The organism is Terriglobus sp. TAA 43, assembly GCF_000800015.1.
Classification (GTDB): Bacteria; Acidobacteriota; Terriglobia; order Terriglobales; family Acidobacteriaceae; genus Terriglobus.
The window spans coordinates 377,985-392,177 of the sequence record NZ_JUGR01000002.1 but is presented as its reverse complement, the minus strand read 5'-3'; the positions used below and the strand labels follow the sequence as shown (position 1 = coordinate 392,177).

At 56.3% G+C, this 14,193-nt stretch carries 12 protein-coding genes; 4 read left to right on the top strand and 8 right to left on the bottom strand.

The genetic code is table 11. The features are described from left to right. Positions 1–133: 133 nt before the first annotated feature. Positions 134–1,879 carry an oleate hydratase gene (locus M504_RS16190; RefSeq protein ID WP_047495780.1) on the top strand — a complete coding sequence of 582 codons (1,746 nt, stop codon included), beginning with the start codon at positions 134–136 and terminating at the stop codon, positions 1,877–1,879. A gap of 67 nt (positions 1,880–1,946) precedes the next feature. Here M504_RS16190 and M504_RS16185 read toward each other — a convergent pair whose 3' ends face one another. After that, on the bottom strand, positions 1,947–2,363 hold the full coding sequence (locus M504_RS16185; RefSeq protein WP_047495778.1) for a secondary thiamine-phosphate synthase enzyme YjbQ: 417 nt from the start codon (positions 2,361–2,363) through the stop codon (positions 1,947–1,949). Between the two features lie 163 nt (positions 2,364–2,526). On the opposite strand from M504_RS16185, the gene M504_RS16180 reads away from it, so the two are divergent. Beyond that, positions 2,527–4,008, top strand: coding sequence for a sulfatase (locus tag M504_RS16180; RefSeq protein WP_232296329.1), 1,482 nt, complete (start codon positions 2,527–2,529; stop codon positions 4,006–4,008). 70 nt (positions 4,009–4,078) lie between these two features. Here M504_RS16180 and M504_RS16175 read toward each other — a convergent pair whose 3' ends face one another. From M504_RS16175 to M504_RS16160, 4 genes are all read right to left on the bottom strand, one after another. Beyond that, positions 4,079–5,044, bottom strand: a complete 966-nt coding sequence (locus M504_RS16175; RefSeq protein ID WP_047495772.1) for a sugar phosphate isomerase/epimerase — start codon at positions 5,042–5,044, stop codon at positions 4,079–4,081. A gap of 85 nt (positions 5,045–5,129) precedes the next feature. Beyond that, positions 5,130–5,906 (bottom strand): carboxypeptidase regulatory-like domain-containing protein, encoded by a 777-nt coding sequence (locus M504_RS16170; protein WP_047495770.1) that lies wholly within the window; start codon positions 5,904–5,906, stop codon positions 5,130–5,132. Positions 5,907–5,943: 37 nt separating this feature from the next. Continuing rightward, positions 5,944–7,017, bottom strand: a complete 1,074-nt coding sequence (locus tag M504_RS16165) for a cytochrome-c peroxidase (protein ID WP_232296328.1) — start codon at positions 7,015–7,017, stop codon at positions 5,944–5,946. A 4-nt stretch (positions 7,018–7,021) separates the two neighbouring features. Next, entirely contained in the window at positions 7,022–7,435 is a 414-nt protein-coding gene (locus M504_RS16160) for a cupin domain-containing protein (RefSeq protein WP_047495767.1), read from the bottom strand. A 75-nt stretch (positions 7,436–7,510) separates the two neighbouring features. Here M504_RS16160 and M504_RS16155 point away from each other — a divergent pair, with 75 nt between their 5' ends. After that, a complete protein-coding gene (locus tag M504_RS16155) occupies positions 7,511–8,776 on the top strand; it encodes an SLC13 family permease (RefSeq protein ID WP_047495764.1) in 1,266 nt (421 codons plus the stop codon). 44 nt (positions 8,777–8,820) lie between these two features. On the opposite strand, the gene M504_RS16150 is transcribed toward M504_RS16155, so the two are convergent. Then, on the bottom strand, positions 8,821–10,659 hold the full coding sequence (locus M504_RS16150; protein WP_047495761.1) for a phosphoenolpyruvate carboxykinase (GTP): 1,839 nt from the start codon (positions 10,657–10,659) through the stop codon (positions 8,821–8,823). Between the two features lie 153 nt (positions 10,660–10,812). Further along, the gene (locus tag M504_RS16145) at positions 10,813–12,315 is read right to left on the bottom strand and encodes a diguanylate cyclase (RefSeq protein ID WP_047495758.1); all 1,503 of its coding nucleotides are present in this window, start codon (positions 12,313–12,315) and stop codon (positions 10,813–10,815) included. A gap of 249 nt (positions 12,316–12,564) precedes the next feature. Between M504_RS16145 and M504_RS16140 the strand changes: the two genes are divergently transcribed. After that, positions 12,565–13,035 (top strand): NUDIX domain-containing protein, encoded by a 471-nt coding sequence (locus tag M504_RS16140; protein WP_047495754.1) that lies wholly within the window; start codon positions 12,565–12,567, stop codon positions 13,033–13,035. On the opposite strand, the gene dinB is transcribed toward M504_RS16140, so the two are convergent. Beyond that, the gene (dinB, locus tag M504_RS16135; RefSeq protein WP_047496707.1) at positions 13,024–14,127 is read right to left on the bottom strand and encodes a DNA polymerase IV; all 1,104 of its coding nucleotides are present in this window, start codon (positions 14,125–14,127) and stop codon (positions 13,024–13,026) included. The genes M504_RS16140 and dinB overlap by 12 nt on opposite strands. Positions 14,128–14,193: the final 66 nt, after the last annotated feature.

Below are 14,193 nucleotides of genomic sequence, written 5' to 3'. Positions count from 1 at the left end.
GTTGGTTTGCCTCTTTGAGATGCAATGGTGGTACCTTGCTTGGTAGCTAAAGTCAGGATCGGCTGTACGGCCGATGGCGCCTCGACGATTGGGCTCATCTGTCCGCACTCCCCCGAATGACAGGAGGTCCTCCTTGTACTACAGTGCTGGAAACTACGAGGCATTTGCACGTCCGCGTAAGCCTGCGGGTGTGGACGATAAGTCTGCCTATCTTGTAGGTGGTGGTCTTTCTTCACTGGCCGCCGCAGCTTTCCTCATCCGCGATGGACAGATGAAGGGAGAGCGCATCACGATCCTGGAAGCGTCGAAGATTGGCGGTGGTGCACTGGATGGTGCTGGTGATGCGCAGACGGGGTGGCTGATCCGTGGCGGTCGCGAGATGGAAAACCACTTTGAATGTCTGTGGGATTTGTATCGTTCCATTCCGTCGCTTGAGATTGAGGGCGCTTCGGTACTGGATGAGTTCTATTGGCTGAATAAGGATGATCCCAATTTTTCGCTACAGCGCGCCACCATTGAGCAGGGTAAGGATGCGCAGACTGGCATGGACTTTACGCTGTCTGGCAAGGCTCGTAAGGAAATCATTGAGCTGGTTCTGGCATTGCCGGAACAGTTGTATGAGAAGCGGATCAATGACGTGTTTGGTAAAGATTTCTTTGCTTCGAACTTCTGGCTGTACTGGCGCACGATGTTTGCCTTTGAAGAGTGGCATAGTGCGCTGGAGATGAAGTTGTATGTACAACGATTTATCCATCACATTAACGGGCTGCCAGATTTCAGCGCGCTGAAGTTTACGAAGTACAACCAGTACGAATCGCTGGTGCTGCCGCTGATTACGTGGTTGCAGAAGCAGGGCGTGAAGGTGCAGTTCGACACGCAGGTGATGAATGTTGTCTTTGACATTGCGCCTACGGAGAAGGTGGCGCGACGCATCGAGTGGATTCATGAAGGTCGCGTTGGTGGAGTGGACATCACGGAGAATGAGCTTGTCTTTGTGACGAACGGATCACTGGTAGAGAACTCAGAGTGGGGCGATCACCATACGCCTGCGAAGTTTGATCCGATTGTGCATGACGGAGGAAGTTGGCATCTGTGGCGCAACATCGCTGCGCAGGATCCTTCTTTCGGCAGGCCGGATAAGTTCTGCATGCGGCCTGAGGAGTCGCAGTGGGCGTCTGCATCCATCACGACGCTGGATCAACGTATTCCTGCCTACATCGAGAAGATTGCGAAGCGGCCTACGCGTTCGGGCAAGGTGGTTACGGGTGGCATTGTCAGTGTGCGCGATTCTTCGTGGTTGATCAGTTGGACTGTGAATCGGCAGCCGCACTTCAAGAAGCAGCCTGAAGATCAGACCGTGGTTTGGTTCTATGCGCTGTTTACAGATCGGCCCGGTGATTATGTGAAGAAGGCGATGCGTGATTGCACCGGAGAAGAGATCACGAAGGAGTGGCTGTATCACCTGGGTGTTCCGCCGCAGGAGATTGAGGAGCTAGCGGCAAATGGAGCCATTACGCGTCCGTGCATGATGCCCTTTATCACGGCTTTCTTCCTGACGCGCAATGGAACGGATAGGCCACTGGTGGTTCCGGAGGGCGTAAAGAACTTCGCTTTCATCGGCCAATTTGCGGAATCGACGCGCGACTGCATCTTTACGACGGAGTACTCCGTGCGCACTGGCATGGAGGCCGTGTATCAGTTGTTGAAGATTGAGCGCGGTGTGCCGGAGGTCTTTGGGTCTATCTATGATGTGCGCGAATTGATTAAGTCCACCGCATTTCTGCGCGATCACGAGAAGATATCCATTCCGTTTTTTGTGCGGAAGTATGTGGACAAGACGATCATTGGCCGGATGCTGGAAGAGTATGGGGTTATCTGATCCCTCTAATCGAACCGTAACGAGAAAGGCCAGCCGATATTTTGGCTGGCCTTCTTAATTCGTTTGATTACTCTCCGATGAGATGGAGGATGATCTGTCTGCGATGCGGATGCGTGCGGTGTTCGAAGAGATAGATGCCTTGCCATGTGCCGAGTACCAAGCGGCCGTTCGCCATTGGTATGGAGAGTTGCACCTGGGTTAGCGCGGTTTTCAGATGTGCGGGCATGTCGTCTGGACCTTCGTCGGTGTGCTCGTATGGGCCGTTTTCCGGGGCAATGCGACTGAAGTAGGACTTAAGGTCGCGGCGGACGCTTGGGTCGGCGTTTTCCTGGATCAAGAGCGAAGCTGAGGTGTGGCGGCAGAAGACTGTGAGCAGGCCGGTCTGCATCTGCTGGTTTCTGATCCACGCTTCCACTTCGGATGTGAATTCGTAGAGGCCCTGGCCGCGGGTTGTGATTTCGAGTTTATGTATGGCTTGCTTCAATCGACTGCCTCTGGCTTTAAGGATATCTCCGTTGCGGGATGTGTTTGGAGTGGCGGAAAGTAGCTGTCCATACTGCTTCTTATATTTCTCATGCGACGGACTGTTTTGATTGCTGGATAATCTCTGCATCCATGAAAGCGCTCGGAGATGGGTGGCAAAAGGAGTGACCGTTTTGGACCGTCGTGAGTTTTTGGTGAAGTCTTCGCAGGCGATGATGGCTTCGTCGCTTGTTGGTGTGCGAGGTGAAGCGCAAGGGAAGCAGCCTGCCAAGAAGAGCAACATTCTTTGGCTGGTGGCGGACCAGATGCGGGCGCAGGCGTTGGGGATTAATGGCGATCCGAATGCGCATACTCCGAACATCGATCGACTAAGCCGTAGCGGTATCAATTTCCAGCAGGCGCGTTCCGGGTTTCCACTGTGCTGCCCGTTTCGCGGGACGATGCTGACGAGTCGTTATCCGCATCACATGGTGCCGGGGCATGAGTATCCGTTGCCTTCAGGGCAGAAGACAGTCGCGAACCTGTTCAATGATGCGGGCTATCACACGGGCTATTTCGGCAAGTGGCATCTGGGTGGCTTTCATGAATCGGAAGGCCGCGCCACCATGTATGTTGTTCCGCCGGAGCGGCGTGGTGGTTTTAAGACATGGATTGGGTATGAGAACAACAACAGCCCTTGGGATACGTGGGTGCATGGCGGCGAAGGGAAGGATGCGTTCCAGTATCGGTTGCCGGGGTATGAGTCTGACTCGTTGACAGACCTGCTCATCAAGTACATTCGTGAGCGCGCTGCGGAACAGAAGGCAGGGAAGGGGCAGCCGTTCTTTGGTGTGTTGTCCGTGGAGCCTTCGCATAATCCGTACATTGCCCCGCCGCAGTTTATGTCGCGGTATAACGCGGAGCAGATCAAGCTGCGGCCGAATGTGCCTGCGGATGAGACGATGCCCGGTAAAGGGCCGCGCGTGTTGGGCGGCCGGGAGACCATTGGTGAGAAGTCTCGCCAGGATCTGGCTGGATATTATGCGCAGATTGAGAACTGGGACTGGAATATTGGTCGCATTATCGAGACGTTGACTTCGCTGAACCTGCTGGATGATACGCACATTATGATCTTTGCGGATCATGGCGATACGCATGGATCGCATGGGCAGTTTTTGAAGACGAATCCTTACGAAGAGTCGGTTCGCATTCCGATGATCGTGAGTGGTAGCGAAGCCTTTTACGATGGCCACGAAACAGGCAAGCCGAATGTGCTGTTCAGTGCGATTGATATTGCTCCTACGGCGCTTGGCTTGTGCAACGTTGCGATTCCGGATTGGATGGAGGGCAATGATCTTTCGGGGCATCGTTTGCAGTCGCGCCCAAGGCCGAAGAATCCGGATTCGATGTATTTGCAGAACGTGATTCCGACGGGGCATGCGGATAGCGTGAACACGCCGTATCGTGGGATTGTGACGACGGATGGGTGGAAATATGTGTGTTTGCCGCGGCAGTCGTGGATGATGTTCAACCTGATTGATGATCCGTACGAGCAGGTGAATGTGGCGTTTAACGATGGTTACAAGGCGGATCGGAAGCGGCTGCTTGCTCGGTTGAAGCAGTGGGTTACCGATACGAGCGATACGTTTGAGTTGCCGGAGAGTTAGTTTATTTTCCTAATCAAATACAAAAGGCCAGCCTTTGCGGCTGGCCTTCTGTATCCTGTTTGCTTTCTGATTAGGAGAGGGACTTGAGGTACTTGTAGTCGACTTCGGCGGCCTGCATTGCGGGCATGCGGCTGTAGGGGCCTTCCTGCTCCACGAAGATGTGCTCGATGCCCTTGCCCTTAACGCTGGCAAAGATTTCCTTGTAGTTGACGACGCCTGTGCCGATCTCCGCGCCCTTGGGTGCGTTGGGGCCGGTTGCAGCGCCGGGTTCGATGGAAAGGAAGTCCTTGATGTGCAGCATGCGGATGCGGCCCGGATAACGGTTGATGTACTCAGATGGCTTGTGGCCTGCGACGGTGATCCAACCGCAATCGATTTCGAAGTAGACCTTGTCTTTGTCGGTGTTCGAGATCAGGTAGTCGTAGCCGGGCTTGCCGTTGTCGTCTGCGAATTCCATGGTGTGGTTATGTGCGGCGAAACGCAGGCCGCTGGTCTTGGCGGCGGCGCCTACCTTGTTCATGGCTTCGGCGAGCGCCTTGAATTCATCCGGTGTCATGGGCGCGAGCATGCCACGCATGGTCTTGGCCATGGCGGCGCGGCGGTCTTCCTGTGACATGCCGCTCATGTCGGGCATGGAAGCGGAGAGGAGAAGCTGCTTGGGCACGGACGATGTGGCGTAGGTGCAGCCGAGCGTATGCGCGTCGTCGAATGCCTTGTTCAGGTTGTTCATGTCGAACTGCAGATGCGCACTCGGACACTTGATGCCGTTGTCGTCGAAGATCTTGCGGAGGGCGGCGGCAGTCTTTGCGGAGCCGAAGCCTGCGGTTTCGACTTCCTTGTAGCCGATGGCGGCAAGCTGCTTGATAGTGGCTTCGGCGTCCTTGCCGAGGTCGGCGTTCACCACGTAAAGCTGGATGCCGATGGGCAGGCCGAGCGGTGTTGCCGAAGCAAAGCGGGGCATGGCGGCGGCCATGGCGGTGACGGCGGCGAGGCTGCCCGCGCGTCCAAGGAAGACTCTGCGTGTGATGTTGCTCATGGCTTGTGAACTCCAGCGGTTATTGATAATGCGTTGACCCCGCCAACTGTAGACGCTTGGCGGGGTGTGGGGCAAGAGCAAGTCGCTACTTTGCGTGGAATGTGAGGTTCGCTTCCGCTTTGCCGCTGGGCGCGATGGTGACCGAAGTCTCTATGGGGTCCATGTTTTCGTGCCACGCGGTGACGGTGTAGGTGCCCGGCGGCAGGTTGGGCAGTTTGAAGGTGCCGTCGTCGCCGGTGACTGCGAAGTAGGGGTGATCGACTACGCCGATGAAGGCGTGCATCCAGTCATGGATGTTGCACTTCACCGGGATCATGACTTCCGCTTTTGTGAATTTGCGGTGCATGGGCGGGTCGCCGGGGCCCTGCGAGTGGTTCCACTCGCGATTGTCGTGTGGCATGGGATGGATGTTGTGTGTGACGGGATCAGAGTTGATGATGTCCAGCGTTTGGCCGGTTTGCAGACCGAGCACGCGGGGCTTGAACCAGCAGCCGGACTGGTCGATCTTGATGGAGTCAGTGGGGGTGGCAAAGGCTTTGCCCTCGAGGCCCTTGGAGATGTAGACGAAGGCATTGGCTAGGTCGCCGGTTTTGTCGACGAGAAGCGATTCGTCCAATACCTTGCCGCCCTTGTGGGCTTTGGCACAGGCGGGGTCGCTGCTCATGTCGATGACTTTGGGTTTTGCTTTGGGGCCTTCGTACTTGATGGTGCCGGTGACGGTGCCTGCGGTGGCGGTGTCCACCTTGAAGTATGTGGGTTCGGCTGGCTTGGTTGCGGCAGAGGTGTCTGCGGTGCTTTGCGATTGTTTACAGCCGGTGGCGGTGAGCAGGAGGAGTGCGGCGGTGCAGAGCTTGCGGTTCATTGCGTTTGGTCCCTCGTTGGTTCAGACGCTTTTCGTTTTACTTGCTGTTGGATGGTGGGCCAAGGTTTGGTGTTACGTCGCCGGTTAGGGCGTTGAGGAATTCGAGGAGATCGGTGCGGTCCTGGCCGGTCATGTGAATCTTCTTCATCTCGGGGTCGAGGTATTGATTGCTGTTGCCCTGACCTGCGTAGAAGTCGATGACTTCTTTCAGCGTCTTCAAGCGGCCGTTGTGCATATACGGCGCGGTCTTTGCGACGTTGCGCAACGTGGGCGTTTTGAATGCGCCTTTGTCGGTGGCGACTTTGGTTTCGTGGAAGCGGCCGATGTCGCTGAAGTCGCCTTCGTCGTTCACGCCCTCGCCGATGTTGTGGAACTTGCCGTCGGTGAAGAGTGCGCCTTGCGGTGCGATGGTGTGGCACGAGGCGCAGTTGCCACCGTTGGGATTGAGGAAGACGCCGTAGCCGCGAAGCTGTGCGGGTGTGAGCGCGTTTTTGTTGCCTCCGAACTGGTATTGATCGAAGGGCGAGTTGCCGGTGAGCGCGGTGCGTTCGAACGATGCCAATGCTGCTTCGACGCGCGCGATGTTTACGTCTTCTGTGCCGAAGGCTTTCTTGAAGAGCGCGCGGTATTCGGGATCGTCGCCGAGTTTGCTGACGTCGGCGGCGTGGGGCTGACTCATCTCGACCGGGTTTGCTATGGGGAAGGCGGCTTGCTCTTCGAGCGTGATGGCGCGACCATCCCAGAATTGAAACGGCAGATAGGCAGCGTTGAGGATGGTGGGCGCGTTGCGTGTGCCGAGTGCGCCGCGCACGCCGGTGCTGACGTTTTTGCCGTCGGTGAAGTACGACTGCGGGTCGTGGCAACTGGCGCAGGAGAGTGTGTTGTCGACGCTGACGCGCTTGTCGTAGAAGAGTCGGCGACCAAGGGCGATGGTGTCGGCGGTGGGCGGGTTGTCCTTTGGAATGGGAACAGGCGGAAGGCCGAGCAGCGGCTGGATGTGGACCTCTGTGCCGATGGGACGCGCGCTGACCTCTTTCTTCTTGCAACCTGTGGAGAGAAGCAGCAAGGCAAGGCAGAGGAGGACGCGATGGTGCTGTGGGCGCTTCATCATTCTGTTAGACGCTCTGAGCCTCAATGCCCTTTGCCAGCCACTTTGAGAAGTAAAACGTCATGGGTGTGCCGCCGGTGTTGGTGATGCCGTGGAGCGTGTTGGCGGCGCAGTACATGATGGCTCCGGGGCCGACTTGCGTTGTAACACCATCGACTTCGATGATGCCGGTGCCGGTGGCGATGATCATGGTCTCTTCTTCAGGATGACGGTGTGGCGGATGTGGGCAGGCTCCGGGATCGAGTATGCACATGCCGGTGCAGAGCGTGCTGAGGTGGCCAGTGGGGCCGTTGTAATGCACGTATGCCGCGGTGCCGGGCGCTGCGCCGACGGCGGGAAGGCTTTCGTAGGCGATGACACCGTCGGCAAGAAGCGGCGCGTCGGTTATGGTGTCAATGTGCGTGATGGCGGCTTCGCTCATGATTTGCTCCGGGTGGCCAGTATAGCTGTGCGATTTCGCAACCGTGGAGAGATGAAATACGTCAGAGTGTGACAGATGCCGGTTGAGTTATCCCATGTGCTGTTGATTGCGATTGTTGCGGCGAGCATTTTGCTAATGCTGGTGCGGCCTAAAAACCTGCCCGAGGTTTGGTGGGTGGGGCCCGGCGCGCTGCTGCTGGTCGTGCTGCGGCTGGTGCCATTGAAGACTGCAGGTAAGGCCGTTGCGGAAGGCAGCGATGTTTATCTGTTTCTGATTGGCATGATGTTGCTGAGCGAGCTGGCGAAAGATAATGGCGTGTTTGAGTGGCTTTCAACGCATGCTGTGCTGGGTGCGCATGGGAAGCGGTCGCGGCTGTTTGCGTTGATGTATGCGGTGGGAACGGTTGTGACCATCTGCATGAGTAATGATGCGACTGCCGTGGTGCTGACGCCCGCGGTGTTGGCTGCAGTGAAGAAGGCAAAGGTGCCGCCGCTGCCTTACCTGTTTGCGTGCGCCATGATTGCGAATGCGGCGTCGTTTGTGTTGCCGATTTCGAATCCTGCAAACCTGGTGGTGTTTGGCGCGCACATGCCACCGTTGGCAAGCTGGTTGGCTTCGTTTGGTGTGCCTTCGGTGTTGTCGATTGCAACGACTTACTTTGTTCTGCGTTGGTACTTTCGCGAGGAGTTGCGCGACGGCATTGAGTGCGAGCCGGAAGCGACGCCGTTGGAATGGAATGCGAAGGTGGTGCTGGCTGGATTGCTGCTGGTGATTGTGGTGTTGCTGGTGGCGTCGGGGTTGGGATGGCAGCTGGGTCTGCCTACGTGTATTGCGGCATGTGTTGTGGTGATGGCGGTGTCGGTGATTGCGAAGAAGAGTCCGCTGCCGATGCTGAAGGAGATTAGTTGGACGACGCTGCTGCTGGTGGCTGCGTTGTTTGTGATGGTGCGCGCGGTGGAAGCGATTGGCGCGCTGGACTATGCCGTTGCAGCGATGCGATGGGCCACGCATCTGCCTGTAGTTGCCGGCGCGTTTGTGGTGAGTTTTGTTGTGGGTGTTGGGAACAACATCGTTAACAATTTGCCGTTGGGTTTGATTGCAGGAGCTATTGTGCAGACGGCGCAGGTGCAGGGAGTGCTATCGCACTCGGTGTTGATTGGTGTGGACCTGGGGCCGAATCTTTCTGTGACAGGATCACTGGCTACGATTCTTTGGCTGCTGGCCATTCGCAAGGAAGACATGCATGTCAGCGCATGGGATTTTTTGAAGGCTGGTGCGATTGCCATGCCTGTTGCGATGGTGGCTGCGATATGTGGAGTGTTGTTGATGCACTGGATATAAAAGAACGAACGCGGCGAGTGCCGCGTTCGTTCTTGTTGGACTTCTTAGAGACGGCAGATGAGGAGTTCGCGCTCGTAGATCATCTCTGGTGGAAGGTGATCGTGGAGTAGAAGGAAGACTTCCTCGTGGCCCATGACTTCGCGTTTCCATGTGGCGCGGTCGACTGTCTCCAGTTCATTGAACTTGTCTTCGGGGAAGTCGAGGCCGTTCCAGTTGATGTCGTTGTATTTGGGAATCCAGCCGATGGGTGTTTCCTGTCCGCGTACGCGGCCCCGCACGCGATCGACGATCCACTTGAGCACGCGCATGTTTTCGCCGTAGCCGGGCCACAGGAATTTGCCGTTCTCATCTTTGCGGAACCAATTCACGTGGAAGATGCGCGGTGTGGTGGTGAGTTCGCGTTGCATCTTGAGCCAGTGACGGAAGTAGTCGCCCATGTGATAGCCGCAGAAGGGCAGCATGGCCATGGGATCGCGACGCACGATGCCGACTGCGCCACCGGCTGCTGCGGTTTGCTCGCTGCCCATGGTTGCGCCGACGTAGACGCCGCTGGACCAGTTGAATGCCTGGTAGACGAGCGGCATGGTGGTGGCGCGACGGCCGCCGAAGATGATGGCGTTGAGCGGCACACCTTCGGGGTTTTCCCAGTCGGGATCAATGGTGGGGCATTGTGATGCAGGCGCGGTGAAGCGGCCATTGGGATGTGCTGCGGGTGTCTTTGATGCAGGCGTCCAGGCATCACCGCGCCAATCGAGCGCTTCGGCGGGGGGCTTGTCTGTCATGCCTTCCCACCAGATGTCGCCGTTGGGAACACCGTTCTTTGTAACGAGCGCAACGTTGGTGAAGATGCTGTTCTTGCGCAACGTCGCCATGGCGTTGTGATTGGTCTTGTCGCTGGTGCCGGGTGCGACGCCGAAGAAACCTGTCTCAGGATTCATGGCGCGTAGCTGGCCTGTGGCGTCGGGCTTGATCCATGCGATGTCGTCGCCGACTGTCCATACTTTCCAGCCTTCAAAGCCTGCAGGCGGGATCAGCATGGCGAAGTTGGTTTTGCCACATGCTGATGGGAAGGCTGCGGCGACATAGGTCTTTTCTGTCTTGCCGTTTTCATCCGCAGGCGATTCCACGCCGACGATGAGCATGTGTTCGGCCATCCATCCTTCATCGCGACCGATGGCAGAGGCGATGCGGAGTGCGAAGCACTTTTTGCCGAGCAGAGCGTTGCCGCCGTAGCCAGAACCGTAGCTCCAGATCTCGCGTGTTTCGGGATAGTGGACGATGTACTTCGTGTCGTTCTGCGGCCAGGGGACGTCTTGTTGCCCCGGCGCGAGCGGTGCGCCAACGGAGTGAACGCAGGGGACGACGCGCTTGTAGTCTTTATCGATTTCAGCGTAGACGGGCAGGCCGATGCGGGCCATGATGCGCATGTTCACGACGGCGTATGCGGAGTCAGTAAGCTGCACGCCGATCTGGCTCATGGGCGAGCCGACGGGACCCATGCTGAAGGGCATGACGTACATGGTGCGGCCCTTCATGCTGCCTTTGAAGAGTGCCTTCAACTTGCGGCGCATGACGAAGGGATCTTCCCAGTTGTTGGTGGGGCCGGCGGCGTCCTTTGAGAGCGAGCAGATGAAGGTGCGGTCTTCCACGCGGGCTACATCGTTCGGCGAGGAACGTGCGTAGAAACATCCGGGCCACTTCACCGGATCGAGGCGTGTGAAGGTTCCGGCTTCCACAAGTTCATTGCAGAGCTGTTCGTTCTCTGCATCGGAGCCATCGAGCCAGTGAATGCGATCGGGCTGGCAGAGGTCCGCTGTTTTTTCCACCCACTTAATGAGGTGTCGATTTGTTGTTGGGGGAGTATTGCTGGGAATTGATGCCATCCAAGGGCCTCCGGAGCGTCTGCGATAGACGTTTGACGCGCCGGTCATCATTGTCCTCCTTACAGGACGACAGGCAAAGTATCGATGCGCGTTAATCGCACGCGCGTGCGAAATCAATCTTGATTAGGATTCGAAACGGTTTCTTAAGCAGCCTCATTGTTCGGTGCGGTTTCGGCCCGCATGCTTTGCGCGATAGAGGGCGTTGTCTGCGGCGCGCAGCAGATCAGAGGGAGCGCCGATGTGCTGACCTTCATGTGTGGCTACGCCTATGCTGATGGTGATGTAACCGAGTTCGGTCTGAGTGTGAGGGAGTTTCAACGCTTCGACATTGGTGCGGATCCGTTCCGCTGTTTGCCATGCGCTTTCAGCATTGGTTTCGGGCAGAAGGACTGTGAACTCTTCACCGCCGAGACGCGCGGCAATATCGGTAGCTTGCCGCAACGATCTTTGAAGCGAGGCAGAGATGAGACGCAGGCATTCGTCTCCGTGGGCGTGGCCGTAGTGATCGTTCAGCAACTTGAAGTGATCGATGTCGATCATGAGCAGACTGAACGAAGTGTGAGCTTCATTATTTTTGCGCCACTCGTGATCGAGTGAAAGGTCGAGGCTGCGTCGGTTGGCAAGACCTGTAAGTGCGTCAGTGAGTGAGAGCGTTTCGAGCTGATCTCGAGCTTCCTGAAGGTTTCGTTGGGAATGCATATAGCGTAGCTGCAAGACAGTGACGCGGGTGCCATAGATGAGTGCCGCAAGAACGATGGCGCCAGAGCCGATGTAGAAATGCGTGCGGATGACTGCCAGGCCAAGTGCTATGAGGATGAGCGTGAAGAACACGGGGCTGGCATGGCGAATGAACTGTCCTAAAGGTTGTTGGTCATCCGAAGCGCGCTCTTTTGCTGCTGGCTGTTGGACCGTGAGGACAAGAATAAGAACGAGAAACGGTACGTCGCTGAGGAGAGCAACGTAATCCATAACGCCTTGTAGGATCAGGTCGAGCTGGTTATAGAGGATGGCGAAAAAGCCGTATGTCCAAAGGAAGATGTTCAGCGTGCGGAAGAAGCCACGCATGTCTTCTTTCGAGATGGAGATAAGGCGCAGTGCTGCCGCCAATGCCAGCACTACATTTTCTGTTGCGTAGGCGAATGCAAGAACAGAGTCCGAGATGGGATGTACTGGCTTACCCCAAAAAGGGAATGTAGTGAAGATAAGAAGGTAAGTAAGGGTTGCCGCTACTGAGATCTGAACTGTGTCGAGCCAGACGAAGAGTGGTACGCGTTCCTTTCGCTCCGGTATCGAGATGGCAAGGACGATGGGAACTCCATACAGAAAGTATGGGAGATCCGCATACGATGCTTGTGAAATATCGGAATGCAGAACGACTTCTTCCCACGCTGCGCGCGCGGAACCGCATTCCCACAGAAAGATGGCAGCGCTGAAGAGTTGCCAGTAGAGTCGAGTGTCTGGCGTCGCGCTGCGTGTGCGTGCAATGCAGAAGATGAGTGCAATTGCGACAACGACGATAGAGAAGACATGAGAGATGACCGTGCGTTGCGCGGGGAACAGGGCCAGGGAAACCCCGTGGATCACAAGAAAGCCAAGAGCGAAGGCCAGTCCATGTGATCGCGAAAGATATTCCTGCGTTTCGTTCTTCGTGCTCACTCGATGTCTTCCGCCTCTCGATGAGACGAACAGGTTAGCACTGCCTTCCCAAGGAAACGAATGACACAAAAGAGGATGTAGTCAGCTTACGAATGTGATATCAGATCTCACATCGCAGCCGGATGCTGGGCCTTTCGGCGAGACTTTCTTTGACGCGAGTTCGCGTGTGGCATGGTCTCTGCGCTTCTGTCAGGGGAAGATAGAGATGTGTCAACGCTACGCGGGAAGGAAGAGGCAGGTTTACAAGCAATGACGAAACGCGGCAAGCAAAGCGCAGGCCTCCTTATGTATCGCACGAAGGCGGGTGGTTTCGAGGTCTTCCTTGTTCATCCCGGCGGTCCGTTCTGGGCCAAGAAGGATGCTGGCGCATGGACTGTGCCCAAGGGCGAGATTGAAAATGGTGAGGAGCCACTCGCAACTGCCCAACGAGAGTTTGTGGAAGAGACAGGCTTCACTGCGCAGGGTACTTTCTTTGAACTTGGTTCGGTTACCCAGAAGTCCGGAAAGGTTGTGTTTTCGTGGGCCTTTGAAGGGGATTGCGATCCTGCAGAGCTGAGAAGCAACACGTGCGAGATCGAGTGGCCTCCGCGTTCGAAGCGTCTTGTGAGAATCCCGGAGGTGGATCGTGGTGAATGGTTCACACCATCTGCTGCCAGAACGTATCTCCGTGCGGAACAGCATGCATTTCTATCGCGCCTAGAGGAGAAGCTACGCGAGTAGAGGAAAAGAATCTTCGGTGTTTTCGTCTGCCGTGTCCTCACGTTCGAAATTGCTAAGACCCACACCGACCAGCCGATAAAGTTGCTTCTCCGGCAATTCAACTCTTGCACAAAGTGAGAGTGCGGTGTCTGTTAGCGCTTCGCAACTTGTGATTCGTTCGCGGGACGTGAGGCTTCGTGTGAGCGATTGAAACTCTTTCGTTTTCAGTTTCAGTACTACCGTCTTCGCGCCGCGGGCGTTGGCATTCGACACCTTCCATATCTTTTCGGCAAGACGTTGGATATGAACCTTGCAGGCTTCGAGAGGGATGTCATCGGGGAAGGTATCTTCTGCGGAGATTTGTTTGCGCACGCGATTCGAGACGACAAGGTTGTGATCAATGCCTCGTGCAAGTTCATAAAGGCGTTGCGCATAGCTGCCGAAGGCTTGTTCCAGTGTCGCGATATCCATGGCGTGGATGTCGCCCACGAGCTTAATGCCGACCTCAGCCATACGGGCCTCGGTGACCTTTCCAACACCGGGGATGCGGCCTACAGGCAACGTGAGCAGGAACGATTGTGCTTCGTGTGGTTGAATGACGAACTGGCCGTTCGGCTTTCGCCAGTCGGATGCGATCTTTGCCAGAAACTTGTTGGGTGCGATGCCGGCTGAAGCAGTCAGGTGCAGTTCGTCCCATATCTCCTGACGAATCTTCTTTGCCACCAGCGTTGCTGTTGGCAGTCCTTGCTTGTTCTGCGTTACGTCAAGATAGGCTTCGTCGAGCGAGAGTGGCTCAATGTGGTCTGTGTGTCGCGTGAAGATTTCTCGAACACCTTGAGATGCCGCTTTGTATCGCGTGAAGTCAGGTGGGATAAAGATTGCATGGGGGCATAGCCGTTCGGCACTTACTGCGGGCATTGCGGATCGAACGCCGAACTTTCTAGCTTCATACGACGCAGCGCAAACGACGGAACGTTTTCCCTTCCATGCAACCACAACGGGACGGCCACGCAGATTCGGATCATCACGCTGCTCGACGGATGCATAGAACGCGTCCATGTCCACATGAACGATCTTGCGGTGTCCGAGCAAGGTGATCTGTTCGTCAATCATGACAATGCCTGTGTGTGCCGTCGCCAATGGTAAAGATGCGGTATCTCAATGCTTTGCCAGCTGTGT

What these genes read in the sequence shown, in the direction of transcription:
- M504_RS16175 (WP_047495772.1), bottom strand. Translation starts at nt 5,044, where the DNA reads ATGAGCAACATCACACGCAGAGTCTTCCTTGGACGCGCGGGCAGCCTC.
- M504_RS16170 (WP_047495770.1), bottom strand. Translation starts at nt 5,906, where the DNA reads ATGAACCGCAAGCTCTGCACCGCCGCACTCCTCCTGCTCACCGCCACC.
- M504_RS16165 (WP_232296328.1), bottom strand. Translation starts at nt 7,017, where the DNA reads ATGATGAAGCGCCCACAGCACCATCGCGTCCTCCTCTGCCTTGCCTTG.
- M504_RS16160 (WP_047495767.1), bottom strand. Translation starts at nt 7,435, where the DNA reads ATGAGCGAAGCCGCCATCACGCACATTGACACCATAACCGACGCGCCG.
- M504_RS16155 (WP_047495764.1), top strand. Translation starts at nt 7,511, where the DNA reads ATGCCGGTTGAGTTATCCCATGTGCTGTTGATTGCGATTGTTGCGGCG.
- M504_RS16150 (WP_047495761.1), bottom strand. Translation starts at nt 10,659, where the DNA reads ATGGCATCAATTCCCAGCAATACTCCCCCAACAACAAATCGACACCTC.
- M504_RS16140 (WP_047495754.1), top strand. Translation starts at nt 12,565, where the DNA reads ATGACGAAACGCGGCAAGCAAAGCGCAGGCCTCCTTATGTATCGCACG.
- dinB (WP_047496707.1), bottom strand. Translation starts at nt 14,127, where the DNA reads ATGATTGACGAACAGATCACCTTGCTCGGACACCGCAAGATCGTTCAT.